This is a genomic window from Paracandidimonas soli (genome assembly GCF_004342005.1).
In the GTDB taxonomy this organism is placed as follows: Bacteria; Pseudomonadota; Gammaproteobacteria; order Burkholderiales; family Burkholderiaceae_B; genus Paracandidimonas; species Paracandidimonas soli.
This window is the reverse complement of the sequence record NZ_SMBX01000016.1, coordinates 1-23,037: the sequence shown is the minus strand read 5'-3', so window position 1 is coordinate 23,037 and position 23,037 is coordinate 1. Positions and strand designations below refer to the sequence as shown.

At 64.5% G+C, this 23,037-nt stretch carries 25 protein-coding genes; 4 read left to right on the top strand and 21 right to left on the bottom strand.

The window, feature by feature from the left end; translation table 11 throughout:
* Window positions 1-125: 125 nt before the first annotated feature.
* The 21 genes from EV686_RS18105 to EV686_RS18675 all read right to left on the bottom strand — a co-directional run bounded on the left by EV686_RS18105 (window position 126) and on the right by EV686_RS18675 (window position 19,633).
* Window positions 126-1,229 carry a LacI family DNA-binding transcriptional regulator gene (locus EV686_RS18105; protein WP_132478369.1) on the bottom strand — a complete coding sequence of 368 codons (1,104 nt, stop codon included), beginning with the start codon at window positions 1,227-1,229 and terminating at the stop codon, window positions 126-128.
* Window positions 1,230-1,370: 141 nt separating this feature from the next.
* Window positions 1,371-2,246 carry a c-type cytochrome biogenesis protein CcmI gene (gene ccmI, locus EV686_RS18100; protein ID WP_132478368.1) on the bottom strand — a complete coding sequence of 292 codons (876 nt, stop codon included), beginning with the start codon at window positions 2,244-2,246 and terminating at the stop codon, window positions 1,371-1,373.
* Window positions 2,243-2,785: a cytochrome c-type biogenesis protein gene (locus EV686_RS18095; RefSeq protein ID WP_132478367.1), complete on the bottom strand. Its 543-nt coding sequence runs from the start codon at window positions 2,783-2,785 to the stop codon at window positions 2,243-2,245. The genes ccmI and EV686_RS18095 overlap by 4 nt, the downstream gene beginning before the upstream one ends.
* Window positions 2,775-3,365: a DsbE family thiol:disulfide interchange protein gene (locus EV686_RS18090; RefSeq protein WP_132478366.1), complete on the bottom strand. Its 591-nt coding sequence runs from the start codon at window positions 3,363-3,365 to the stop codon at window positions 2,775-2,777. The genes EV686_RS18095 and EV686_RS18090 overlap by 11 nt, the downstream gene beginning before the upstream one ends.
* Window positions 3,362-5,383, bottom strand: coding sequence for a heme lyase CcmF/NrfE family subunit (locus EV686_RS18085; RefSeq protein ID WP_132478365.1), 2,022 nt, complete (start codon window positions 5,381-5,383; stop codon window positions 3,362-3,364). The genes EV686_RS18090 and EV686_RS18085 overlap by 4 nt, the downstream gene beginning before the upstream one ends.
* On the bottom strand, window positions 5,380-5,829 hold the full coding sequence (ccmE, locus tag EV686_RS18080; protein ID WP_132478364.1) for a cytochrome c maturation protein CcmE: 450 nt from the start codon (window positions 5,827-5,829) through the stop codon (window positions 5,380-5,382). Before ccmE ends, EV686_RS18085 begins: the two co-directional genes overlap by 4 nt.
* Window positions 5,826-6,059 carry a heme exporter protein CcmD gene (ccmD, locus tag EV686_RS18075; RefSeq protein ID WP_207901879.1) on the bottom strand — a complete coding sequence of 78 codons (234 nt, stop codon included), beginning with the start codon at window positions 6,057-6,059 and terminating at the stop codon, window positions 5,826-5,828. Before ccmD ends, ccmE begins: the two co-directional genes overlap by 4 nt.
* 2 nt (window positions 6,060-6,061) lie before the next feature.
* Window positions 6,062-6,877 carry a heme ABC transporter permease CcmC gene (gene ccmC, locus EV686_RS18070; RefSeq protein ID WP_132478362.1) on the bottom strand — a complete coding sequence of 272 codons (816 nt, stop codon included), beginning with the start codon at window positions 6,875-6,877 and terminating at the stop codon, window positions 6,062-6,064.
* Window positions 6,878-7,005: 128 nt separating this feature from the next.
* Window positions 7,006-7,731 (bottom strand): heme exporter protein CcmB, encoded by a 726-nt coding sequence (ccmB, locus tag EV686_RS18065; RefSeq protein WP_132478361.1) that lies wholly within the window; start codon window positions 7,729-7,731, stop codon window positions 7,006-7,008.
* Complete coding sequence (gene ccmA, locus EV686_RS18060; protein ID WP_132478360.1) at window positions 7,728-8,351, bottom strand: cytochrome c biogenesis heme-transporting ATPase CcmA; 624 nt, start codon at window positions 8,349-8,351, stop codon at window positions 7,728-7,730. Before ccmA ends, ccmB begins: the two co-directional genes overlap by 4 nt.
* Window positions 8,352-8,996: a NapC/NirT family cytochrome c gene (locus tag EV686_RS18055; RefSeq protein ID WP_132478359.1), complete on the bottom strand. Its 645-nt coding sequence runs from the start codon at window positions 8,994-8,996 to the stop codon at window positions 8,352-8,354.
* A gap of 32 nt (window positions 8,997-9,028) precedes the next feature.
* Window positions 9,029-9,478: a nitrate reductase cytochrome c-type subunit gene (locus EV686_RS18050; RefSeq protein WP_132478358.1), complete on the bottom strand. Its 450-nt coding sequence runs from the start codon at window positions 9,476-9,478 to the stop codon at window positions 9,029-9,031.
* Window positions 9,475-10,461 carry a quinol dehydrogenase ferredoxin subunit NapH gene (gene napH, locus EV686_RS18045; RefSeq protein ID WP_243650955.1) on the bottom strand — a complete coding sequence of 329 codons (987 nt, stop codon included), beginning with the start codon at window positions 10,459-10,461 and terminating at the stop codon, window positions 9,475-9,477. Before napH ends, EV686_RS18050 begins: the two co-directional genes overlap by 4 nt.
* A complete protein-coding gene (napG, locus tag EV686_RS18040) occupies window positions 10,458-11,426 on the bottom strand; it encodes a ferredoxin-type protein NapG (RefSeq protein WP_132478357.1) in 969 nt (322 codons plus the stop codon). The genes napH and napG overlap by 4 nt, the downstream gene beginning before the upstream one ends.
* A gap of 32 nt (window positions 11,427-11,458) precedes the next feature.
* On the bottom strand, window positions 11,459-13,993 hold the full coding sequence (gene napA, locus EV686_RS18035) for a nitrate reductase catalytic subunit NapA (protein ID WP_207901877.1): 2,535 nt from the start codon (window positions 13,991-13,993) through the stop codon (window positions 11,459-11,461).
* A gap of 10 nt (window positions 13,994-14,003) precedes the next feature.
* Window positions 14,004-14,276: a chaperone NapD gene (locus EV686_RS18030; RefSeq protein WP_132478355.1), complete on the bottom strand. Its 273-nt coding sequence runs from the start codon at window positions 14,274-14,276 to the stop codon at window positions 14,004-14,006.
* The gene (gene napF / locus EV686_RS18025) at window positions 14,263-14,763 is read right to left on the bottom strand and encodes a ferredoxin-type protein NapF (protein ID WP_132478354.1); all 501 of its coding nucleotides are present in this window, start codon (window positions 14,761-14,763) and stop codon (window positions 14,263-14,265) included. Before napF ends, EV686_RS18030 begins: the two co-directional genes overlap by 14 nt.
* 292 nt (window positions 14,764-15,055) lie before the next feature.
* Window positions 15,056-17,452, bottom strand: coding sequence for a CHASE2 domain-containing protein (locus EV686_RS18020; protein ID WP_132478353.1), 2,397 nt, complete (start codon window positions 17,450-17,452; stop codon window positions 15,056-15,058).
* A gap of 1 nt (window position 17,453) precedes the next feature.
* Window positions 17,454-18,557, bottom strand: coding sequence for a FecR family protein (locus EV686_RS18015; protein ID WP_132478352.1), 1,104 nt, complete (start codon window positions 18,555-18,557; stop codon window positions 17,454-17,456).
* 11 nt (window positions 18,558-18,568) lie between these two features.
* Complete coding sequence (locus EV686_RS18010) at window positions 18,569-19,276, bottom strand: response regulator transcription factor (RefSeq protein WP_132478351.1); 708 nt, start codon at window positions 19,274-19,276, stop codon at window positions 18,569-18,571.
* Between the two features lie 192 nt (window positions 19,277-19,468).
* Window positions 19,469-19,633, bottom strand: a complete 165-nt coding sequence (locus EV686_RS18675; protein ID WP_165972683.1) for a hypothetical protein — start codon at window positions 19,631-19,633, stop codon at window positions 19,469-19,471.
* Between the two features lie 69 nt (window positions 19,634-19,702).
* Here EV686_RS18675 and rpsL point away from each other — a divergent pair, with 69 nt between their 5' ends.
* From rpsL to EV686_RS17990, 4 genes are all read left to right on the top strand, one after another.
* Entirely contained in the window at window positions 19,703-20,080 is a 378-nt protein-coding gene (rpsL, locus tag EV686_RS18005) for a 30S ribosomal protein S12 (protein WP_132478350.1), read from the top strand.
* 139 nt (window positions 20,081-20,219) lie between these two features.
* The gene (gene rpsG / locus EV686_RS18000; RefSeq protein WP_132478349.1) at window positions 20,220-20,690 is read left to right on the top strand and encodes a 30S ribosomal protein S7; all 471 of its coding nucleotides are present in this window, start codon (window positions 20,220-20,222) and stop codon (window positions 20,688-20,690) included.
* Window positions 20,691-20,708: 18 nt separating this feature from the next.
* On the top strand, window positions 20,709-22,811 hold the full coding sequence (fusA, locus tag EV686_RS17995) for an elongation factor G (protein ID WP_132478348.1): 2,103 nt from the start codon (window positions 20,709-20,711) through the stop codon (window positions 22,809-22,811).
* A gap of 74 nt (window positions 22,812-22,885) precedes the next feature.
* The coding region (locus EV686_RS17990) for a GTP-binding protein (protein WP_243650956.1) at window positions 22,886-23,037 on the top strand (152 nt) is incomplete at its 3' end.

Below are 23,037 nucleotides of genomic sequence, written 5' to 3'. Positions count from 1 at the left end.
CATTGGCAGGATGATGGATCGGAGGAAGACGGGTGGCGCCGGGTAGGCCGGCCAAGTGTCACGTTTTTGTTATTTGGTGAATCTTGGCCGATATTCGTTGTGTCTTATGCAGAATTGGGTGATTTTCAGGCGCTCTGCCTGGAAATGATCTGGAAGCCGATATCCGTTACCTGGGAGGAGGCGCCGGACTCGTTCGCGTGGATCCGCTGCAGCAGGAAGTCGCCCGCCAAGCGTCCCATGGACGGGCCGTCGATGTGCACGGTGCTGATCGAAGGGGTATGAAGCGATGCGAACTCGTAGTCGCCGAATCCCATGACGGCGATGTCCTGGGGGACGCGCAGGCCGCGCGACTGCGCTTCGATGATGGCGCCGTAGGCCAGGGAGTCGGAGCTGCAGACGACGGCATCCAGCCCATGGGCCGCATCCAGCAGACTGGCAAGGTGCGTGCGGCCCATGGCCAGCGTGGACCCGGGCAGGGATGTCTGCGTATCCAGCAGGGACAGGCCGTTCTCCCGCAGCCGCAGCTCCAGGCTCTGGAGCCGGGTCTGCGCCCGTATGTCATTGCCCGAGATGGCGCCGAATTTCCGGTAGCCCCGCGACAGCAGGTAGTCGGCAATCGCCTGGCCAGCCTGTTCATGCGAGAAGCCGACCAGCATGTCGATGGGATCGTCCCGCAGGTCCCATGTTTCCACGACGGGTATCCTGGCCTCGCGCAGCCTGCGTATGGTATGCGGCGTGTGCTGCGCTCCCGTCAGGAAGATGCCGTCGGGCCGGCGGCTCAGGATGGCGTCCACGACATGCTGTTCGCGCTGCTTGTCGTAGCCCGACAGGCCCAGCAGCATTTCATAGCCGGCATGCGAAAGAGTGTCTCCCAGGCTCTGCACCATCTGGGCGAACATGACATTGGATACTGTAGGCACCACGGCCGCGATCAGGCGGGTCTTGCGGGAAGCAAGCCCGCCGGCGAGCAGGTTCGGCACATAGCCCAGAGCGTCGATGACGGCCTGCACATGCGCGGTGGTCTTCGGAGAGACCAGGCCGGGCTTGTTCACGACGCGCGATACGGTGCTGGGCGCGACGCCGGCGGCCCGGGCGACATCGTCCAGCGTGATGCTGCCCGTGGCGCGGGAGGAGCGCTTGACGGGCGGGGCTTCTGGAGTGGACAGCCTGCCGCCGCCCGTCTTGCGGGATGTCCTGGATTGGCCGGCGGCGTTCTTTCTGGAAGACATGGTCGGGAAGTATGCGGTTCTCGTGAGCGGATGCTGCTCCCCCGGCGTCAGTCGCGGAAAAGCGCTGCTTGTCGTTCCGACTTGCAGCAAGACTATAGCAGGCGGCGGTTCGCGGGCGTCGAGTCGTGCGGGACGGCGCGATCAGGGAGACTGCCGCGCCTGCGCATCCGCGATGAGGGAGTGCAGGTAGGCCGCGTCCGGGTCTTCGGGATCGAGGTCTTCGAGCATCGTCTTCCAGTGTGCGATGGCCTTTGCATAGTCGCGCGACTGGAATGCGACGCTGCCGGACAGAAACAATGCGTGGGAATGGCGCGGGGACAGCTGCAGCGCGCGCTCCAGCTGAGCGGCAGCCAGGGGGGCGACGCCTTCTTCCCGCAGCAGCAGGGCTTCGGCATGACTGGTCAGCGCATCGGCATTGTCCGGCTCGAATTTCAGCAGCCGGGCATAGGCTTCGGCCGCCTTGCCGTATTCTCCCAGCACCATGTAGGAACGAGCCAGCATGGTCCATTCCTGCGGAGTTCCGCTGCTGTCGCCCGCCAGCCGCTGTGCCAGGGAATCGACCATTTCGGCCAAGGCGTCGGCATCGTTCGTGCTGGAGGGCGCCGCAGTGTTGGCGGGGATCACGGCGGCGGGCTCTCCGAGGACCAGGTAGCCGGCGATGGCAAGTGTCGCAACGAACAGGGAAGACCCAAGCGCCCATGCCTTTTCAGGCTGCGCATGCAGCGCGGCCGGCGATGCCAGGCCTTCGGCCAGCGCCCGGCGCTCGACTTCCTGGCGCGCCTGCTGCCATTGCGCGTGGCTGATGTGGCCGTAGCGATATTCGCGCTCCAGATCGGCGTACTGCTCCTGCAGCACCATCAGCGCGGCATCGGCCTGCGCATTGCCGGATTGCGCCGATGTCCGGCGCAGGTAGGTGCGCGACAGCAACGGACGCAGGATCAGGCCAGCGGCAATAGCGGTCAACAGAATGGCCAGGGCCGTGAAAAGCAGGATATCGCTGCTAGAGAAAACGCTCATGGCCGGGACTCCGTCAGGGGCTTGCGATCGAGCAGGCTGCGCGCTTGCAGGCGCTCGTCTTCACTCAACTGCGCGTCGGGGCGCGCGGCGCGCCGGCGCAGCCGCAGGGCCAATGCGCCCAGGCCGGCCAGGAGCAGTGCGGCCGGGCCCAGCCAGAGCAGCAGGGTGGAGGCTTTCATCGGAGGACGATACAGGACGAAGTCGCCATAGCGCGCCACCATGTAGTCGGCGATTTCCTGTTCGCTTCTGCCCTGTTCGAGCTGTTCGCGCACCTGGTTGCGCAGGTCGACGGCGAGCGGCGCGTTGGATTCCGCGATGGACTGGTTCTGGCAGACCAGGCAGCGCAGCGTATGGGACAGCCGCATGACCCTGGCTTCGATCTGCGCGTCGGTCTGTCCTGTGGCGGCGTACGCCATCGAAAGGCTGGTGATCGCCACCAGGCCCAGCAGCAGAAGGCTGGTGGCATGGGCCAGTTTACGGGCGATGCGAAGCAAGCGGGACCGGGCCTCCCGCACCCGAAGCGCGTGGTCAGCTTTCATTTTGCACCTCGCGCAATTTGGGCAGGAGGATGTCGTCGAGCGTTTCCTGCGTGATGGGACCCAGGTGCTTGTAGCGTATGCGGCCCTTGCCGTCGATGAGGAAGGTTTCCGGCACGCCGTAGACGCCGAAGTCGATGCCGACCCTGCCATCCATGTCCAGGAGGGTCAAAGTGTATGGGTCTCCATGCGATGTCAGCCATTGATTGGCCCGTTCGATGGCGAGCGCCTGCTCTTCCGCGGGATCCATCTTGCGTACGTCGATGCCCGCGCCGCGCACTTCCTTGTAGTTCAGCCCTACCAGCGGCACGAGATTGCGCTGCGCTATTTCGACCAGCATGGCGTGTTCCTGGCGGCAGGCCACGCACCATGAGGCCCACACGTTCAGCAGCCAGGCTTGCGACGCCATTTCCTGCGGTGCGAAGCTTGTGTCAGGATCATCGAGCCGCGCCAGCCGGAAATCGGGAACGGGCTTGTCGATCAGCGGCGAGGGTACGGTGCGCGGGTCCAGCCGCAGGCCGAAGCCCAGCAGCACGGCCAGCAGAAGGAACAGGGCGAGGGGGATCAGGAAGCGGGTTCTCATGACTGGACGGACTCGCTTGAAATAGCGGCGGAATCCATGCCTGGCGCGGCATGGGGCGCTAGTGAGGACTTGCGCTGCTGCGCGGCGGCCTTGCGGCGGTAGCGACGATCGGCGGCGGCGCTGATGCCGCCGATACCCATCAGCAGGCAGCCTGCCCATATCCAGCTGATGAAGGGCTTGTAGTGCAGATGGATGATCCAGCTGTCGTCATCCAGGGGCTCGCCCAGCGCGACATAGATGTCGCGCCACAGGCCGATGTCCAGCGAGGCTTCCGTCATAGGCATCTGCTGCGCGATATACAGGCGCTTTTCTGGCGTCAGGGAGCCCCTGGCCCGCCCATCGCGCGACAGCAGCAGCGTGGCGCGGGCGGCATCGTAGTTGCTCATGCGCACCTCGCGCATGTCCTGGAAGGTCAGGGTGTAGCCGGCGAAATCCGTGCTCCCTCCGATATGCAGCCTGACGTCCCGGCTGATTTCCAGGCTGTTGACCAGCGTGACGCCGATGATGAAGATGCCGATGCCCAGGTGTGCCAGCCACATGCCCCACCACGAGGCCGACAGGCCGACGATGCGCTGTTTCAGGGCCGCCTGCCCGCGGGGCCTCAACTGGCCGGCCAGCAGTTGCAGACTGCCGAGCAGCACCCATGCGGCAAGGCCCAGGCCCAGGGCGGCGCCCCAGCCCAGGCGCTCGCTCAGCAGCGCCGCTGCCGAGCCCAGGATCATGCAGGCGATGGCCGTCGGCAGCAATTGCCGCAGCATGCGCACGGGTTCGTCGGACTTCCAGCGCAGGAAGGCGCCCAGCATCATCAGGACGACGACAGGCGTCATCAGCGGGACGAAGACGGTTTCGAAGTAAGGCGGGCCGACCGACAGCTTGCCCAGGTTCAGGGCATCGAGCAGCAGGGGATACAGCGTGCCCAGCAGGACGGAGGCCGCGACGACGGAGAGCAATACGTTGTTGCACAGCAGCGCGGTATCGCGCGACAGCAGGCCGAAGGAGCCGCCCCCGCCGAGCGTCGGTGCGCGCCAGGCGTAGAGCAGCAGCGATGCGCCGATGATGACGACCAGGAAAGCGAGGATGAACAGGCCGCGGCTGGGATCGACGGCGAATGCGTGCACGCTGGTCAGCACGCCGGAGCGCACCAGGAAGGCGCCCAGCAGCGACAGCGAGAACGTGCCGATGGCCAGCAGCACGGTCCAGCTGCGGAAGGCGCCGCGTTTTTCCGTGACGGCCAGCGAGTGCATCAGCGCGGTGCCCAGCAGCCACGGCATCAGCGAGGAGTTCTCCACCGGATCCCAGAACCACCAGCCGCCCCAGCCCAGCTCGTAATAGGCCCAGCCGGCGCCGATCGCGATGCCTGCGGTGAGAAAGACCCAGGCCATCGTCGTCCAGGGGCGCGACCAGCGCGCCCAGGCGGCGTCCAGGCGGCCGGAGATCAGGGCGGCCAGGGCGAAGGCGAAGGCGACCGAAAAACCGACATAGCCCATGTAGAGCAGCGGCGGATGAATGATCATGCCCGGATCCTGCAGCAGCGGATTCAGGTCGCGGCCTTCCGCGGCGGCGGGCAGCAGGCGGATGAACGGATTGGAGGTGGCCAGCATGAACAGCAGGAAGCCGATGCTGACCCAGCCCAGCACGCCCATGACGCGCGCCAGGAACTCGGGAGGCAGGCCGTGGGAGTAGCGCGTGACGGCTACCATCCAGCCTGCCATGGTCAGGTTCCACAGCAGCAGCGAGCCCTCGTGGCTGCCCCAGACTGCCGTGATGCGGTAGATGAGCGGCGTGGCGGTATTGGAGTGCAGGGCGACGTACTGCACGGAAAAGTCGGTGTCGATGAAGGCCCAGGTGAGGCAGGCGTAGGCGAACAGCAGGAACAGCAGCTGTCCCTGCGCAGCGGCGCTGCCGGCCCGCATCAGCCCGAGCCTGCCGGTATGCGCGCCGACGAGCGGCAGCGTGGCCTGCACGAAGGCCAGGGCAAGCGCGAGTATCAGCGCGTAATGGCCCAGTTCGGCGATCATGGCATCACCATCGTGCGCATGGCTTCCTGGGCTTTATCCACGGCATGCGCGGCTTCGGGCGGCATGTAGTTCTCGTCGTGCTTGGCCAGCACCTGGCTGGCATGGAAGACGCCGTCGGACGTCAGTCTGCCCTGCGCGACCGCGCCCTTGCCTTCGCGAAAGAGGTCCGGCAGCGATCCGCTGTAGGTGACGGGAATGCCGACGGCCGTATCGGTGATGACGAAGCTGACGCTCAGCCCATCGGCCTGCCGCCGCACGGAGCCGTCCTCCACGATGCCGCCGATGCGGAAAGTCTGGTCCACGGCGACCTTGCCGCTGGAAACGTCGGACGGGCTGTGGAAGAACACCAGGTTCTGCTGGAAGGCGGACAGCACCAGCATGACGGCGGCGCCCAGCAGGGACAAGCCTCCCAGGATGAGGACGAGGCGTTTGTGCCGGGTTTTCATGACAGGTTTCCGTGGCTGCGCAGGGATCCGGTGCGTCGTTCCGTCGCGCGCGATGCCTCCTCCGACGTCTCCCTGTGCCAGCGCAGCAGACGTTGCCGCGCCGAGCGTCCGGCGCGGCGCAGTTGCAGGAGCTCCAGCAGGAGCAATGCGAGGGTCAGGCCGTAGCTGCCCCAGACGAACCAGGCGTTTCCGCCCATGTGCCAGAAGTCGCTCCAGGATTGCCATTGCATGATCAGTCTCCTTTTCCGGGGATGGGCGCGGCGAAGCGCGTGGTCTCATCGGCGATGCGCGACAGATAGTCGCGCGCCCAGCCGGCATGTCGTTCACGCTCCAGGATCATGGGCCGCACGCGCCAGAGCGTGACGGCGATGGTGTAGGCCCAGGCGGCCAGCGCCATGATCAGCATGCCGAGCAGCATGGTGCCGGCCATGCTCGGCGCTTTGGTCAGGCTGACGGAAGCCCCCTGGTGCAGCGTGTTCCACCACTTCACCGACAGATAGATGATGGGAATGTTCAGGGAGCCGATGATGGCGATCATGGCGCCGGTGCGGTCGGCGCGGCGCGGCGTTTCGATGGCGCGGGTCAGCGCGATGAAGCCCAGGTACAGGAACAGCAGCAGCAACTGGGAGGTGATGCGGGCATCCCATACCCAATAGGCGCCCCAGGTCGGCCGGCCCCACAGGGCGCCGGTCCAGAGCGCGACGATACAGAACATGGCGCCGGTCGGCGCCAGCGCCTGCCCCAGCAAGAAGGACAGGCGAGTGTTGAAGGAAAGCCCGATGATGGACCAGAATGCCATGATCAGGTAGATGAACATGGACATCCAGGCGGCGGGCACGTGGATGAAGATGATGCGATAGACCTCGCCCTGCTGCGCGTCGGTGGGGGCGACGAAAAAGCCGATCCACAGGCCGATGGCGGCCAGCGCCAGGGCCAGCAGCGCAAACCATGGCGCCAGCCTGCCGGCCAGCTGGAAAAACGGCTGCGGCGCTGCGAAGCGGAAGAATCGCCAGGAATCGATGGAGGGGTGGGTCGCGGTCGTCGTCATGGGATGTCTTGATGCTGCGATAGTGTCCTTGAGGGTGTGCTTTTGCCTTGATGCCATTGTCGGGGGTTTGGCGAATGACGATATTGCTCTGGAGCAATAAAGTGCATGCCTTCCTGGCGCTGGAGAGATCATTCCATCGCGATGTCCAGACAAGTCGCGCAAGCCCAGGGCGCCAGCGCCATGCAGGCGGCGCAGATGCCGCCGAGCAGCAGCAGATGGGAAGACGCGTCCATGCCGAGCATGGCCGTGCCGGTGGCGGCGGTTCCGAAAATGAGCACGGGCACATACAGCGGCAATACCAGCAGCCCGAGCAGCATGCCGTTGCTGTTCAGGCCCAGCGTCAGCGCGGCGCCGATGCCGCCCAGCATGGCCAGGACGGGCGTTCCCAGCAGCAGGCTGGCGGCCAGGACCGGCAGGACATCGAGCGGCAGATGAAACCAGAGCGCCAGTAGCGGCGAGAGCAGCACGACCGGCAGGCATGCCGTGAGCCAGAAGGCCAGCAGCTTCGCGCAGACCCACAGTGCGGGCGGCTCCCCGGACAGGAGCAGTTGTTCCAGCACGCCGTCGGCATGGTCCTGCGCGAACAGCCGGTTCAGCGACAGCAGGCACGACAGCAGGGCGGCCACCCAGATGACGCCCGGACCAATGGATGCCAGTTGTTGCGGTTCGGCGCCTATGCCCAGCGGGAACAGGCTGGCGACGACCGCCAGGAAGCCCAGGGAAATGAAGATGTCGGAGCGCGCGCGCCAGGCCAGCAGCAGGTCGCGGCGCAGGGTGGCGGAAAACGCTCCCGTGAAGAGCTCCGGCTTGTCCTCGGCCTGAAGTCCGAGGCGTACGCTTTGGCGCGCGCTCATCCCCGTTCTCCCATGTCCAGGCATTGGACCGGCCGGGTGAAGGCGCCTTCCTGGTGCGTGGTCAGGATGACCATGCCGCCCGCGTCGCAATGGGATTCGATGTGGCGCGACAGCATCTCGACGGCCCGGGCGTCCAGCGCGGAAAACGGTTCGTCCAGGATCCACAGCGTGCGCTGCGGCGCGAGCAGCAGCCGCGCCAGGCTGGTGCGCTTGCGCTGGCCCTGGGACAGGACCCGCAGTGGCAGGCCGGCCTGCGTCGTCAGACCCAGGCGTTCCAGCGCGAGGGCGATGTCGGCTGGGCTTGCGGCATCGCCGGCGCTGGCGCAGGCGAACCGCAGGTTCTCGCGCGGGCTGAGGCGCTCGTTGAGGGCGGGCGCGTGGCCGATGTACAGCAGTTGATCGTGATAGACGTCGCGCTGTTTCCGGATGGATTTTCCCCGCCAGAGAATGCTGCCGGCCTCCGGCGCGGACAGGCCGCACAGCATGCGCAGCAGGCTGCTCTTGCCGCAGCCGTTGGCGCCCGCCACGCGCAGGATGCCGCCCCGGTCCAGCGAGAGATCCAGGTCGCGGAACAGCAGTCGGTCGCCTTTCAGGCAGGCCAGGCCCAGGGCTTGCAGCATCTATTGCGATCCGGCCTTTGCCGGGGGCTCGGGGTGGAAGACTTCGGGAGCGACAGCTGCGGGGCGTTCCGCACCGACGTGCTGGTCGACGGGAGGCAGCGAGTGCGCGATACCCTTGTGGCAGTCGATGCAGGTCTGGCCTTCGGTGAACGCGGTCTGGTGCATATTGGCGGCGCGCCTGCCCTGCTGGGAATAGTCGAAGTACTCGAATTTGTGGCAGTTGCGGCAGACCTGGGAGTCGGTGGCTTTCATCCGCTTCCATTCGCGCTCGGCCATCGTCTTGCGGTGCGCCGCGAATTTCTCGGGCGTGTCGATAGTGCCGAGCACTTTGTGCAGCAGTTCGTTGGAAGCCTGGATCTTGCGGATCATCTTGGGCCCCCATTCCTTGGGAACGTGGCAGTCGGGACAGGTGGCGCGCACGCCGGAGGCGTTCTGGTAGTGCACCGTATTGCGGTATTCCACGTAGACGTTGTCGCGCATTTCGTGGCAGGAAATGCAGAAGGTTTCGGTATTGGTGGCTTCCAGGGCCCAGTTGAAGCCGCCCCAGAACATGATGCCGACGGCAAAGCCGGTCGTCAGGATGCCCAGCGTGACTTTGCGCTTGCGCAGCCACTGCATGAGTCGAGATTGTTTCTTGTCCGCCATCTTGTGCTCCTGTTAGGTATTGGCGCTTTCGGTCAACGCAGCCCTTCGGCCCGCATGAAGTTGTTGTCGACCAGCGGCTTGGCATCGGTTTGCGGCGTGTGGCACTGGACACAGAAATAGCGGCGCGGGGAAATATTGGACAGTTCGCCGCCGTCGCGGTCCTTGAAGTGGGTGAGGCTGACCTTGGTGGCGCCGGTTTCGCGATAGCGGCTCCAGGAGTGGCAGTCCATGCAGCGGTTGAAGTTCAGCGTGACTTCGTAGCCGTCGATCTTGTGCGGCACCAGGGGAGGCTGCTGCACATAATCGCGCGGCAGCGGCTGGCCGTCGGGCAACAGGCGGTACTGGCCCGCCGTATCGTCGGGGGCGGCGACATCGGCGTTGCGCAGGGTCTTGACGGCGTCTTCCGCAAGCGAGGCGGCGGGGGGCAGCGCAAAAGCGAGTGCGGCTGCCAGTGCGATGATGCGGATACGGGGTTGGCTCATGGCTCACTCCTGTCAAATCGGGTCGAAATTCGAAAAACGTTTTTTGCGCAGACGTCGATGCAGCGTCCGCAAGTGGTGCAATCGGCATTCAGGATCAGCGCGTGCTGTTGGCCGGCGGCCTTCAGCGCCGGGCGTATGACGTGCATTTCGGGACAGACGGCGAAGCAGTCCATGCAGTCGTCGCAATCCTTGCGGTTTTCCGCCTTGATGCGCAGCAGCCCGGTGCGTCCGACGAGGCCGTAGAACGCGCCCTGGGGGCACAGGTGGCCGCACCATCCGTGGTGCGCGATGAACAGGTCATACAGGAAGACGCCGATGACGATGCCCCATGCCAGGCCGAAGCCGAAGATCAGGCTGCGGTGCAGCATGGAGACCGGATTCACCCACTCCCATGCCAGGCTGCCCGTGGCCAGCGCGGCCAGCAGGACGAACAGCAGCAGCCAGTAGCGGGTGGAAGCGTCGGGCGCCTTGTTGCCCTTGATGCCCAGCCTGCGGCGCAGCCATGCGGCGGCATCGGTGACGATGTTCATGGGGCAGACCCAGGAGCAATACAGGCGTCCGCCGAACAGCAGGTAGAACGCCAGCATCAGCCCGGCGCCGATCAGGGCGTCGCGGTAGGGTATGTGCAGCGCAGCCAGGGACTGCAGCATGACGAAGGGGTCCGCCAGGGGAATGACGTCCAGCAGCAGGCTGGCGCTGAGGTTGCCTTTCAGGATCCAGATGCCGAACCAGGGGCCGAGCAGGAACAGGCCCAGGATGCTCACCTGCGACAGGCGGCGCAGGATCAGCCAGCGGTTCGCCTTCCAGAAGCCTTTGCTGGCCAGGGCCTCGGCGCCGGGACGCTTGCCTGCCCGCATGCCGGTGGCCGGCTTTTTTTCCGTGGGCGCGTGCTTGCCTTTGTCGTCATCGCGCGGACGCACGCCTGGCTTGTTTGCAGCCATGCCGAGGGGCAGGGATGTATCGGGAGCGGATGGATGTGTCATGGCTTCCACCCTGAATCAATGCCGGAGCCGGAATACGGCTGGAACGGCTGCGTCTTGTCGCGCGGGGTGACTGGCGGGCGCACGGCGGGCGGACTGGGGGTTTCCGGCAGTGCTGCGGGTTCCGGCTGGAACGCCGGGGGCGCCGTGTGCGATGGCGCGGCGGGAACGGGCTGCTCTAGCCCGCGCACGGGCAGTTCGACCTGTTCGCCGATCAGCGATTCGCCGCCGGCCGCGGATTTTTCTTCCCAGCCGCGACGGTAGTGCTGCGCCGCCGAGCCTTGCGCCAGGCGGATGGGCAGCACCTTGATGGCCGACTCGCCTGGAAGCACGCAGGCTTTTTCGCATTTGCCGCAGCCCGTGCAGGCATCGGAATGCACAGTGGGCAGCAGCATGGCGTGGCGGTCTGAACGCGGATTGTGCTGCGTTTCCAGGGTGATGGCTTTGTCGATCAGGGGACAGACCCGGTAGCAGACATCGCAGCGCAGGCCGAGATAGTTCAGGCAGTTCTCCTGGTCGATCAGCACGGCCAGACCCATGCGGGCATCGTCGATGTCGGTCAGGTCGTGGTCGAGCGCGCCCGTCGGGCAGTACTCGACGCAGGGAATGTCTTCGCACATTTCGCACGGGATGTTGCGTGCCGTGAAATAGGGAGTGCCGGTGGCCACGTTGTCGCCGAGCTCCGCCAGCACCAGGGTATCGAACGGACAGGCGCGTACGCACAGGCCGCAGCGCACGCAGGCGGACAGGAAGTCGGCCTCCGGCAGCGCGCCGGGCGGACGTATGGCGGTTGCCGGCAGGGCGCGCGACTGGCTTGCGTACAGACCGACGCCAAGTGCGATCAGGCAGCCCGCGCCCGCAGCGCCGGCGGTGCTTTGCATGAAGCGACGGCGAGCGTTGTTGGCAGCCGAACGCGCCGGCTTGGCTGCCGGTGCGTCGGTGCGGTCGGGTCTGGACTGATGCGTCATGACGATGATCCGTACTCAGGCTGCGATGGCCCTCAGGCCCTCGTGACTTTGGCGGCGCACTTCTTGAAGTCGGTTTCTTTCGACAACGGGCAAGTGGCGTCCAGCGTCAGTTTGTTGATGAGGCGGCTTTCGTCGAAGAACGGGACGAATATCAGGCCCTTGGGCGGCTTGTTGCGGCCGCGGGTCTCGAGCTGCGCCACCATTTCGCCCCGGCGCGATGCCACCTTGACGGCCATGCCGCGCTGCAGGCCCCGCTTGGCGGCATCTTCGGGGTGCATGAAGATCTGCGCCTCGGGCACGGAACGGTGCAGCTCGGGAACGCGGCGCGTCATGGAGCCGGTGTGCCAGTGCTCCAGCACGCGGCCCGTGCACAGCCACAGGTCGAACTCCTTGTCCGGCATTTCGGCGGGATCCTGGTACGGCAGCGCGAAGATGACGGCGCGCCCATCCTTGTGGCCGTAGAACTTCACGCCTTCGCCCGGCTTGACGTAGGGGTCGTAGCCTTCGCGGAAGCGCCACAGGGTTTCCTTGCCGTCGACCACGGGCCAGCGCAGGCCGCGCGCCTTGTGGTAGATGTCGAAATCGGCCAGGTCGTGTGCATGGCCGCGCCCGAAGCGCGCGTATTCTTCGAACAGGCCCTTCTGCACGTAGAAGCCGAAGGCCTTCGATTCTTCGTTCATGTAGCCGTCGATGGCGTGTCCATTGGCCGTCTGCAGATCCGACAGGGGGAACTTGTCGACTTCGCCGTTGGCGTAGAGCACGTCGTACAGAGTCTTGCCGCGCAGTTCGGGCTTCTTGGCGATGAGGTCTTCCGGCCAGACCTCCTCGACCTTGAAGCGCCTGGAAAACTCGATGTATTGCCACAGGTCGCTGCGGGCCTCGCCGGGCGCCTTGACCTGCTGGCGCCAGAATTGTGTGCGGCGCTCGGCGTTGCCGAATGCGCCTTCCTTCTCGGCCCACATGGCGGAGGGCAGGATCAGGTCGGCGGACAGGGCGGAAACCGTGGGATAGCAGTCGGACACAACGACGAAGGCCTCGGGATTGCGCCAGCCGGGGTAGATCTCGTCGTTGATGTTCGGGCCCGCCTGCATATTGTTGGTGGTGCTGGTCCAGTAGCACTTGACCTTGCCGTCCTTCAGGGCGCGGCTCTGCGCCACGGCGTGCAGGCCCACCTTGCTCGGGATGGTGCCGTCGGGCAGTTGCCAGATGTCTTCGGTAATGGCGCGGTGCGTGGGATTGCCCACGACCATGTCGGCGGGCAGGCGATGCGCGAATGTGCCGACTTCGCGCGCCGTGCCGCAGGCCGAAGGCTGGCCTGTGAGGGAGAACGGCCCGCAGCCAGGGATGCTGATCTTGCCGGTGAGCAGGTGCACGTTGTAGATCATGTTGTTGACCCATGTGCCGCGCGTGTGCTGGTTGAAGCCCATGGTCCAGAACGACACGACCTTGCTGTCGGGGTCGGCGTACAGTTCCGCCATGCGCAGCAGGCGGTCCGCCGGCACGCCCGAGAGCCTGGAGACTTTTTCCAGCGTGTAGTCGGCGACGAAGTCGGCGAATTCCTGGAAGGTGCAGTCGCGTGCCGCGCCCGTATCACCCTTGGGCTTGCCGTCGGCGCCGGCGTAGCCGTTGTTGGTGGCGTTGACCTCGAGCGGATGGTTGGGGCGCAGGCCGTAGCCGATGTCGCCTTCGCCGATCTTGAACTTGACGTGCGCGTCGACGAATTCCTGGTTGACCTTGCCGGTGGAAATGATGTGGTGGCAGATGTAGTTCAGGATGGCCAGGTCGGTCTGCGGCACGAAGATCATGCCGTTGTCGGCCAGCTCGAACGAGCGGTGCTCGAAGGTGGAAAGCACGTGGACTTCGCTGCCGGCCTTGGTCAGGCGGCGGTCGGTGATGCGGCTCCAGAGGATGGGGTGCATTTCCGCCATGTTGGAACCCCAGAGCACGAAGGCGTCGGCTTGCTCGATGTCGTCGTAGCAGCCCATGGGCTCGTCGATGCCGAAGGTGCGCATGAAGCCGACCACGGCGGAGGCCATGCAGTGGCGCGCGTTGGGGTCCAGGTTGTTGGAGCGGAAGCCCGCCTTGAACAGCTTGGACGCGGCATAGCCTTCCCAGATGGTCCATTGGCCCGAGCCGAACATGGCGATGGCGTCGGGGCCCTGTTCCTTGAGCGCCGCCTTCCATTTGTCGGCCATGATGTCGAAGGCCTGGTCCCATGAAACGGGCGTGAAGGTGCCGTTCTTGTCGTACTGCCCATTGGTCATGCGCAGCAGCGGCTGCGTCAGGCGGTCGGATCCGTACAGGATCTTGGACAGGAAGTACCCCTTGATGCAGTTCAGGCCGCGGTTCACGGGAGAGTCGGGATCTCCCTGCGTGGCGACGACCCGGTCGTTCTGCACGCCGATCAGCACCGAGCAGCCGGTGCCGCAGAAGCGACAGGGGATCTTGTCCCAGCGCACCTTGGTGCTTTCCGCGGATTGCGCCTGGACAACGGCGGGCAGCGCCATGCCGGCAGTGCCGGCCGCCGCGGCGACGGCATTGGCTTTGATGAAATCGCGTCGGTTCATGTTGTTCATTTCAGGCAACCTCGTTGGAGTTGACGGTTTCTGGTTCAAGGGTTTCGTCGTTGTGTTCGTAGACCAGGGTGGCGGCCATGACGTGCTGCGCGAGATTGACGGCGACGATGGAGTCGGAGACGGCATAGCCCTCGCCGTCCTCGACGGTCAGGATCAGGGTGCCGCTGGCAATGTCGGTGCGATGCACTTCGACGCCGGGAATGGCGGGCAGGGATAGTTCCAGCGCTGGAACGTGTTCGGGCTGGGCGCGGACCAGCAAGCTAGCAATGCGCATGGTGAGCCTCCATGGAGATGGCCTGGGTGGGACAGGGCGCGACACAGGCGCCGCAGCCGGTGCATTGCCCGGCGTCGAAATGGGGTTGGGCCACGCCGCCGGGGTGGGGGCGGAAGCGGATGGCCTGCGCCGGGCAGGATTCGCCGCAGATGCGGCACTCGACGCTGGCGGCGGCAAGGCAGGCCGGTCCGATGGAGGCGAGCAGCCAGGGAAGGGGGATGGGGCCTTGCGCCAAGGCCCCGGTCGTACAGGACTGCGCGCAGCGCTGGCAGTACGAGCATTCGCCCGCGCTGAAGTCGAGCGCGGGATAGCCGCCGTCGCCATGTACGATGATCCGGGTGGGGCAGGATGGGACGCAGTCGCCGCAGCGGGTGCATAGCTCCAGGAACTGGTTTTCATGCAGCGCGCCGGGCGGACGGATCGCGTTCGCTCCCTTTTGGCGGGGACGGCGGAAAAACTGCCGGCGGGAAGAGGAGAATACGTGCATGATTCCGATTGGCTGGCGGCATGAGCAATGTCGGCAAAGCCAAAATCCCACAAGGAAACGAATTGTGTTTATCTGGAGCAGCAGGTTACGCTGCCGACGAATGCATTAGAGACCATGCCCAGACAAAGGTCTTTGTGATAGCGCAAGGAAGAAGCCATATTTTTGGCTGATGGGGCAGGCGGGATGCCGCAGGCGGTGAAGGGTGCTGCAGTATGTTGCGCTTATCCGGCCGGGCATGCGGAAAGAGGCGAGCCGCCGGCATTTTGCTTCTGGTTTGCGTGTTGGCGTGAGATCAGATGTCGGCGTCGCCGGCCGGCTCGTCGAAGATCGGCAAGGCGAGGGTGAAGGTCGAGCCAGCGCCGGGCGTGCTGTCGACCCGGATGGAACCGTTGTGGCGCGTGATGACGGCCTGGACGAAGGCGAGGCCCAGGCCCGTTCCGGCGGGGTTGCCCTGTATGGTCTCGTCCACCCGCGTGAACGGTTGGAAAATGCCACCCAGGCGATCCGGCGCGATGCCCCGGCCCTGGTCCTGGATGGTCAGTTCCCAGCAAGCCTGGTCCGGGAGATGTCGGATGCGGCATGTGATGACGGTGTCGTCGCCGCTGTACTTGATGGCGTTGTCCAGCAGGTTGCCCAGGGCGCGCGAAAGCATGGTTTCGTCGCCCTGCACGCCAGCGTAGTCCGGCAGGTTTTCCAGGGAGATCCGTATCTGCCGCTGCTGCGCCAGCGCCCATAGCTCGTCGCAGGCATTCATGAGCAGGTCTGAAAGATTCAGGGAGCGTATCCGTATCGCCATGGACTCCGCGCGCGCCAGCTGGACGAAGCCATCGACCAGCCGCAGCGTCTTGGAGGCATAGTGCTGCATGCGCTGCAGCAGGGTTGCCTGCGGCAGCGCGGTTTCCGGATTTTTCTGCAGTTGCGCCAGCGCCAGGATGGAGTTCTGCGGCGAGCGCATGTCGTGAGAAATGAATCGCAGGGATTCCTCGCGCTTGCGCTGGGCCTGGCGCAGCGGGGAAATGTCGATCAGGGTGAGGATGGAGCCGGCATCCGTGCCGCTTGCGGTGCGTATGGGCACGCATTTCAGCAGCATGTCGTTGCCGGCGGCATCGCGCAGCTCCAGGCCGTCGTCATTCCACATGGGCCATGCCAGGTTCTGCGGCTGCCGGTGCGTCGGGTCGCTCAGGGACTGGATCACGGCCTGCCGCAGCGCGGTGTCGGTGATGATGCGCCGCAGCACGGACTGTGCCGTTGCGCCGTTGTAGGGCGGCGTGGCCTGTATGGCCTGCGAGTAGGCCTTGGCCTTCTGGCTGGCGAAGCGGGTGATGCCGGCCGTATCGAAGATCAGCGTGGCGTCGGGGGTGGCGTCCAGGCTGTCGGTGAAGAATTGCCGCAGATTGCGCAGTTGCCCGATGGCGCCGTGCAGATGCTGGATGCGCGCAGGCAGGGAGGAGTCACCGTCCTCCTGCGCGGTCGCCAGCAGGTTTTCCTTGAAGGGAGACTGTTCGTCCTGCAGCTTGCCGAGTTCGAGACTGATCTGTTTCAGCGCGACTTCCTGGCTGCGCCAGCTCCATACCGGGTAGCTCAGCACGATGCCGACCAGGCTGGCGGCGATGGGAATCCAGACCAGGGCGAGCCACAGCAGCAGTCCATTGAGGACCAGCATCAGCGATACGGCGATCAGCAGGCTGAAGAATGCCTGGCGAGGGGAGCGCCGGCGCAGGACGAGGCAGATCAGCAGGACCGGAATGGCGGCGAATATAGCGCTCAGCCAGGCGGGCGGGGTCCGGATCCAGCGGTCCTCGAGGCTGCTTTGCAGGCCGTTGGCCAGGATCTCGATGCCCGACATCGGTATGGTGTTGTGGGACAGGGGTGTGGGAAAAGTGTCGCCCAGGCCGGTTCCCCAGGAGCCGATCAGCACGAACTTGCCCTTGAACAGGGCGGGATCGACATTTCCCGCCAGCACGTCGACATAGGGCACGGCACGGAAATGCCCCGGCGGGCCGGCGTAGGGAATCAGCAGAGGGCCGTCCCCTCCCCGGGGCCGCCCCAGGGCGGAGGACAAGCCGTCGGCCTTCTCTCTTGCGCGATCCACGGACAGCATGGCGGCGATCATGTGCGGATGGCTGGCGCCGGAGGCGTCGGTGGCCGAGAGCCGCAGGGAGCGGATGGAGCCGTCGGCGTCCGGCCAGATATTGATATAGCCCGTTGCCGCCGCCGCCTGTTCCAGTACGGGCAGCGGGCGCAGCGCAATGCCCTGGCTCAGCGCCAGCGGCAGCACGACATTGCTCCGGGCGGCGATGGAGCGGGCCAGGCGCTGGTCGTCTTCCGGATGGAAGGCGTTCGGGTCGGTGAAGATGATGTCGATGCCGATGGCGCGGGTTTCCGGCAGGCGGTCCAGCAGGTCGGCGTGGAGGGCGCGGCGCCAGGGCCAGTGGCCCAGTGTGGCGATGCTGCCGTCATCGATGGCGATGATGACGATATCGTCGGAGACCGGGCGCTGCGCCGCGGCGGCCAGCGACATGTCGTACAGCGTGAAGTCCAGGCGCTGCAGGCCGACTTGCTTGCCGAACAGGCTGAGCAGCGCGGTGAATACTGTCAGCACTGTCGTGACGGCGATCCACTCGATGCGTGTGCGCAGTTCAAGGCCGCCCCGGAATGATGCGAGGGGCCGTTTTGCGCGGTTCGGCATGTCAGTAGTTGGTCAGCTGGATCGTGCCCGCGTAGCCCGACCGGACCGGAGTGCCATCGGACGATACCAGCACGCGCCCGGCCGGAATGGAGATGATGGCGTCGTGGCCGCCGATGCCGGCCTCGTCGATAGCGCGCACCATCAGATAGCTCTCGCTGGCCGATCGGCCATAGGTTGCGACGGGAGTCCGGGTGATCTGGCTGGAGAGCGGCTGCTGGCCTGCGGGATCCGCGGCGATGCGCACGAGGTAGCTGCTGGCGCCGCTGACTGCGGGAAAGGACAGGCTGCCGCTGTGGTCCGCGGGGTCGATGGCAGGCAACCGTGGCGCGGGAAGCAGGGTGCTTACCCCGAGCAGCCGCCCGGAGCTGTCGATGGCCGCGCCCTGGTTGTTTGTCAGGCGGGCGGAGTCCTTGCCCTCGGTATCCAGCTGGACGGCGCCTTCCAGAACTTCGCTGCGCGCGCCGTCCGTGGAGGCGTGGACGCGCAGCCGCGTGCCGCGCACCCCGGTGATGCTGACCGGGGTGCGGACTTCGAAACGCCCGACGCCTTTTTTCTCGGGAGCGACGTTGGATTCGAGAGAGCCGTTGTCGACGGACAGGATGGTGTCGGTCAGGGGGGCATTCTTGAATACGCGCAGCCGCTGGATGGCGACGGACGCATTCGACGGGATGGTGATGGCGCTTCCGTCGCGCAGGTTCAGCGTGACAAAGCCGTTGCCGCCGGTACGGATGGAGCCGCCTTCCGCGACCGAATCGCCCGGTTTCAGAGGACGCTGATCGAGCCAGGCCTCGCCCGAGACGTGCGCGACCGTGGCGTCGCCCGGAAGCAGGGGAATCATGTGGAACGGAATGCGCAGCAGCAGGCCGATGGGCAGTTGCCTGGGGTCGGCGACGTTGTTCAGCGTTTGCAGGGCTTGCCAGTTCTGTGCGCCCGTTGTGTATTTTTCCGCCAGCGAGATCAGGGTGTCGTTTCTGGCGACACGATACAGAAAATCATCGCCTTGGGCGCCGGCAGGCTGCGCCGATGCCGGAGATGCGAGGCAGGCGACCGCAATGGCGATGGGCAGCAGGCAGCGGGAGAAAAACGGAAGAATGGAATGGCGCATGCAAACTGGCCTTATGCTGATGCTGGCTGCTCGGAAACAAGCTCCAGCCGATAGCCCAGGGCGTAGGACGAACTGAGCCGGACGCCGTTTTCAGGGCGAAGCTGCAACTTTCGGCGGATATTCGAAAGATGCGTGTCAAGTGTACGGGATGTCGGTACGATTTCCCGGTTCCATACCGAGGTGCTGAGCACGTCGCGCGAGAACAGGCGTCCGGGATTGCGGAAAAGCAACAAGGCGAGCTCGAATTCTTTGGGGGCGAGCGCGATGTCCTGGTCGTGCAGCTGGATGCTGCCCGATGACGGCATGATGGTATAGGGGCCGCACGAGAATGCGCTGTCGGTATCCGGGGCGGGATTGAGCCGGCGCTGTATGGCATCGATGCGGGCCAGCAGCTCTGCCTTGCGTAGCGGCTTGGTCATGTAGTCGTCGGCGCCCGCGTGCAGGCCCTGCACGAGGTCGTCCTCCTGGGTGCGGCTGGTCAGGAAGATGACCGGGATGCGGTAGCCTTCCTGGGCGCGGATCCAGCGCACGACGTCCAGCCCCGTAATGTCGGGCACTTCCCAGTCGAGCAGGATCAGGTCGTAGTCATGGCCTTTGGCCAGGGCGGCGATCATTTCCTGGCCCTTGGGATACACGGTGCAGGTGTGGCCGGCGTCGGCCAGGGAGGAAAGAATGAGTTGCGCCTGCGCCGGATCATCTTCCAGGGAAGCTATGTTCATGGGTTGGCTCATTGGCATGACTCTGTTTGCTACGCGATGTATCCGGGCGCGGGGCCGCGTGTATCGGCGCGCAACAAGGGTTAACAGACAGAAGAGGGAGGTTGCTATAGTACGACATGGCGGCCTCCGGTGTCGAGACGGCGAGGCGTTTGCTTATTGACCTCGCGTTTTCAAGTATGCTACAGTGGCTAGCTAACCAAAGTATTTGCCATAGGTTTTGTATGGGTTTTCATGCAAAACTTTTGATAAATGCTGCAGCAAATACAGCAAGACCCGCTCTTTTACGTTGTTCGTGGCAGGCGGTTTTTGCGTAACCGCCCTGGTGAAGATCTCGGCGGCAAGAGTATCGGTTGTCACGCCAACCGATATCTTCATATCAGTACGTGGATCACATCGGTCACATCAAGTAAAGGATGCATCAAGGTCATGCCAACCATCAGCCAGCTCGTGCGCAAGCCGCGCGAAGTCAGCCGCTTCAAAAGCAAGAGCCCCGCTCTTGAAAACTGCCCGCAGCGCCGCGGCGTCTGCACGCGCGTCTACACAACCACTCCCAAGAAGCCTAACTCGGCCCTGCGCAAGGTCGCCAAGGTTCGTCTGACGAACGGCTTCGAGGTCATTTCCTACATCGGCGGCGAAGGCCACAACCTGCAGGAGCACTCGGTCGTGCTCGTGCGCGGCGGCCGTGTGAAGGATCTGCCCGGCGTGCGCTATCACATCGTGCGCGGCGCGCTCGACCTGCAAGGCGTGAAGGATCGCAAGCAGGCGCGCTCCAAGTACGGCGCCAAGCGCCCCAAGAAGGCCTAAGCAAGAATTAGGCCGCGCCCGTTTCAGGGCGTCTAGTGCAGCCGGAAGCAAATCGTGTTTCCGGCACGTAAGTGATCATCTCCCTGGGTGATCGCAGCCGTGAAAACGGCTAACTGAACTGACACAAAAGGAAGCTATCATGCCTCGTCGTCGCGAAGTCCCCAAACGTGAAATTCTGCCCGATCCCAAGTTTGGTAGTGTTGAACTGGCAAAATTCATGAACGTCGTCATGCTCTCCGGCAAGAAGGCCGTTGCAGAGCGCATCGTTTATGGCGCCCTGGACCAGATCCAGGCAAAAACAGGCAAGGAACCCATCGAAGTGTTCAACCTGGCCATCAACAACATCAAGCCAGCAGTCGAAGTGAAGAGCCGCCGCGTGGGCGGTGCCAACTACCAGGTCCCTGTCGAGGTCCGCCCCGTGCGCCGTCTGGCGCTGGCAATGCGCTGGCTGCGTGAAGCCGCCAAGAAGCGTGGCGAGAAATCCATGGATCTGCGTCTGGCAGGCGAATTGCTCGATGCGGCCGAAGGCCGTGGCGGCGCAATGAAGAAGCGTGAAGACACGCACAAAATGGCAGAGGCCAACAAGGCATTCAGCCATTTCCGCTGGTAATCTAAGGACTCTACAATCATGGCTCGCAAAACCCCCATTGGGCGCTATCGCAACATCGGTATTTCCGCGCACATCGACGCCGGAAAGACGACGACCACAGAGCGCATCCTGTTCTACACGGGCGTCAACCACAAGCTGGGTGAAACGCACGAAGGCTCCGCCACCATGGACTGGATGGAACAGGAGCAGGAACGCGGCATTACCATCACGTCGGCTGCCACCACGGCATTCTGGCGTGGCATGGCGGGCGACTACCCCGAGCATCGCATCAACATCATCGACACCCCGGGACACGTCGACTTCACCATCGAAGTCGAGCGCTCCATGCGCGTGCTCGATGGCGCCTGCATGGTGTATTGCGCCGTGGGCGGCGTCCAGCCCCAGTCGGAAACCGTATGGCGCCAGGCCAACAAGTACGGTGTGCCCCGCCTCGCGTTCATCAACAAGATGGACCGCACCGGCGCCAACTTCTTCAAGGTTTATGACCAGCTCAAGCTGCGTCTGAAGGCCAACCCTGTGCCTATCGTCATTCCCATCGGAGCCGAAGATGCCTTCAAGGGCGTCGTCGACCTGGTCAAGATGAAGGCCATCATCTGGGACGAAGCCAGCCAGGGCACCAAGTTCGAATACATCGACATCCCCGCCGAGCTGGCTGACGATGCTGCCGAATGGCGCGAGAAGCTGGTCGAAGCGGCTGCCGAGTCGTCCGAAGAGCTGATGAACAAGTACCTGGAAGATGGCGAGCTTACCGAAGCCGAAATCAACCTGGGTATCCGCACGCGCACCATCGCCGGCGAAATCCAGCCGATGCTGTGCGGTACGGCGTTCAAGAACAAGGGTGTGCAGCGCATGCTGGATGCCGTGATCGACTACCTGCCTTCGCCCATCGACATTCCTGCTGTCGAGTGCACGGATGATGACGGCAACCCGACGACTCGCGAAGCCGATGACAACGCCAAGTTCTCGGCGCTGGCATTCAAGCTGATGACGGACCCGTTCGTCGGTCAGCTGACGTTCGTGCGTGTGTACTCCGGCGTCCTCAGGTCCGGCGACACGGTGTACAACTCGGTCAAGGGCAAGAAAGAGCGCATCGGCCGTATCCTGCAGATGCACGCCAACGATCGCGCTGAAATCAAGGAAGTCGTTGCGGGCGACATCGCCGCCGTGGTCGGCCTGAAAGACGTCACCACCGGCGAAACGCTGTGCGACATCGACTCTCACGTCATCCTCGAGCGCATGGAGTTCCCCGAGCCCGTGATCTCGCAGGCTGTCGAGCCCAAGACCAAGTCCGACCAGGAAAAGATGGGTATCGCCCTGTCGCGCCTGGCGCAGGAAGATCCGTCGTTCCGCGTTCGCAGCGACGAAGAGTCCGGCCAGACCATCATTTCCGGCATGGGCGAACTGCACCTCGAAGTGCTGGTCGACCGCATGCGTCGTGAATTCGGCGTGGAAGCCAACGTGGGCAAGCCTCAGGTTGCCTACCGCGAAACCATCCGCAAGACGGTGGAAGACGTCGAAGGCAAGTTCGTCAAGCAATCCGGCGGCCGCGGCCAGTACGGTCACGCTGTCATCAAGCTCGAGCCCCTGCCCCCCGGCGGCGGCTACGAGTTCGTCGACGCCATCAAGGGCGGTGTGGTTCCTCGCGAATACATTCCCGCGGTGGACAAGGGTATCCAGGACACGCTGCCTGCGGGTATCGTGGCGGGCTACCCCGTCGTGGACGTCAAGGTCACGCTGACCTTCGGTTCGTACCACGACGTGGACTCGAACGAAAACGCGTTCCGCATGGCCGGCTCCATGGCGTTCAAGGAAGCCATGCGCAAGGCCAGCCCGGTCCTGCTCGAGCCCATGATGGCAGTCGAAGTCGAAACGCCGGAAGATTACGCCGGTACCGTGATGGGCGACCTGTCCTCCCGTCGCGGCATGGTCCAGGGCATGGACGACATCCCTGGCGGCGGCAAGATCATCAAGGCCGAGGTTCCCCTGGCCGAGATGTTCGGCTACTCGACCAACCTGCGCTCGCAGACGCAAGGCCGCGCAACGTACTCGATGGAGTTCAAGCACTACGCCGAAGCTCCGAAGAACGTTGCCGACGAAGTCATCAGCGCTCGCGGCAAGTAATTGTTGATGGTGCCGCCCGTGTCGGTCACGGGCGGTTCAGTGTTTAATATTTTGAATTGCAATTGGATTAAGTCATGGCAAAAGAAAAGTTCGAACGGACCAAACCGCACGTGAACGTAGGCACGATTGGCCACGTAGACCACGGCAAGACAACGCTCACGGCAGCAATCACGACCGTTCTGGCGAAGGCCTTCGGTTCGGGCGAGGCCAAGGGATACGACCAGAT